The 1,294-nt window shown below is 64.5% G+C and carries 1 protein-coding gene; it reads left to right on the plus strand.

The annotated features are described in order from the left end of the window. The first annotated feature begins 106 nt into the window (after positions 1–106). Complete coding sequence (locus E1288_RS46385; RefSeq protein ID WP_132495717.1) at positions 107–1,258, plus strand: IS481 family transposase; 1,152 nt, start codon at positions 107–109, stop codon at positions 1,256–1,258. Positions 1,259–1,294 lie beyond the last annotated feature (36 nt).

A 1,294-nucleotide genomic window follows, 5' to 3' on the forward strand; every position in this document is an offset into this window, starting at 1 on the left:
CCTGTCCTCGCTCAGGACCTCGTGAACAGTTTGTGTCTCAGGACCTCGTGAACACTGGCTGGCCTGCTTTCTGTGATCATCAGTGGTGGGCGGAACAGGGTTTTCGATGGATCCAGACCTGGTCGCGGCGGTTGCTGCGGTGGCTGGTGGGGACAAGATCAACGTGTCGAGGTTCTGTGCTGAGCACAAGATCTCGCGCACGGTGTTCTACAAGTACGTCCACCGGTTCCGGCAGGAAGGTGCGGCGGGGTTCCTCCGCCGCTCCTCTGCCCCGCTGCGGCGGCCCACGTCGATCTCAGCGCAGGTGCGTGAGGCGGTAGTGCGCGCCCGCAAGCAGTTGGCTGACGAAGGACGGGACAACGGGGCCATCTCGATCGGGTGGCGGCTGGAGGAGCTCGGGGAGGTGCGGGTGCCCTCACGGGCCACGATCCACCGGATCCTGGTCGATGAGGGGCATGTGGTCCCGCAGCCCCGCAAGCGCCCCCGCACGAGGCGCCGGTTCGAGTACGCCGAGGCTAACGGGTTATGGCAGATCGACGGGATGGAGTTCTACCTCGGCGGCGGTGAGAAGGTGTGCATCCTGCAGATCCTGGATGATCACTCCCGGCTGGACGTGGGAACCTATGCCGCCTCCAGCGAGAACGGCGAGGAGACCTGGGCGGCGTTGCAGCAGGCCTTCGCCGGCTACGGGGTGCCGGCGAAGGTGCTCACCGACAACGGTCTGGCGTTTTCCGCCAAGCACCGCGGGGGCATGGTCGACCTCGAACGTCGCCTGGCCGAGAGCGGGGTGCAGGCGATCGCCTCGTCGCCGTATCACCCGCAAACCTGCGGGAAAGATGAACGATCTCACCAAACGCTGCGTAAGTGGCTGGGAAAACAGCCCACACCAACCACTCTCGACGAACTGCAACATCTTCTGAAGGAATACCGGGAGATGTACAACAACCGCCGGCATCAAGGAATCGACGGTCAGACCCCCCAGCAGCGTTACGACGCCGCCCCCAAAGCCGCCTCAGGAGGGCCGGTACCGTGCCGCTCCGGTGTCACCCAGCGTCCCGTCAGCACCACCGGTGTGGTCGTCTTCTCCGGCTGCTCGATCGTCATCGGCCGCCGCTGGGCCGGACAGATCGCTACCCTGCACTGGCAAGGCGACCGCGTCAGCATCATGATCAACGACACGGTCGTGCGGACGCTGACACTGGACCGCAGCGTCCGCTACCAACGACTCACAACCAACAAACTGTCCACGACGTCGTGAGACAGATCTGTCCGTGAGGTCCTGAGACAGGACAGG

The organism is Saccharopolyspora elongata, from assembly GCF_004348985.1.
GTDB lineage: Bacteria > Actinomycetota > Actinomycetes > Mycobacteriales > Pseudonocardiaceae > Saccharopolyspora > Saccharopolyspora elongata.

Coding starts and splice junctions, on each gene's coding strand:
- E1288_RS46385 (WP_132495717.1), top strand. CDS start 107: ATGGATCCAGACCTGGTCGCGGCGGTTGCTGCGGTGGCTGGTGGGGAC.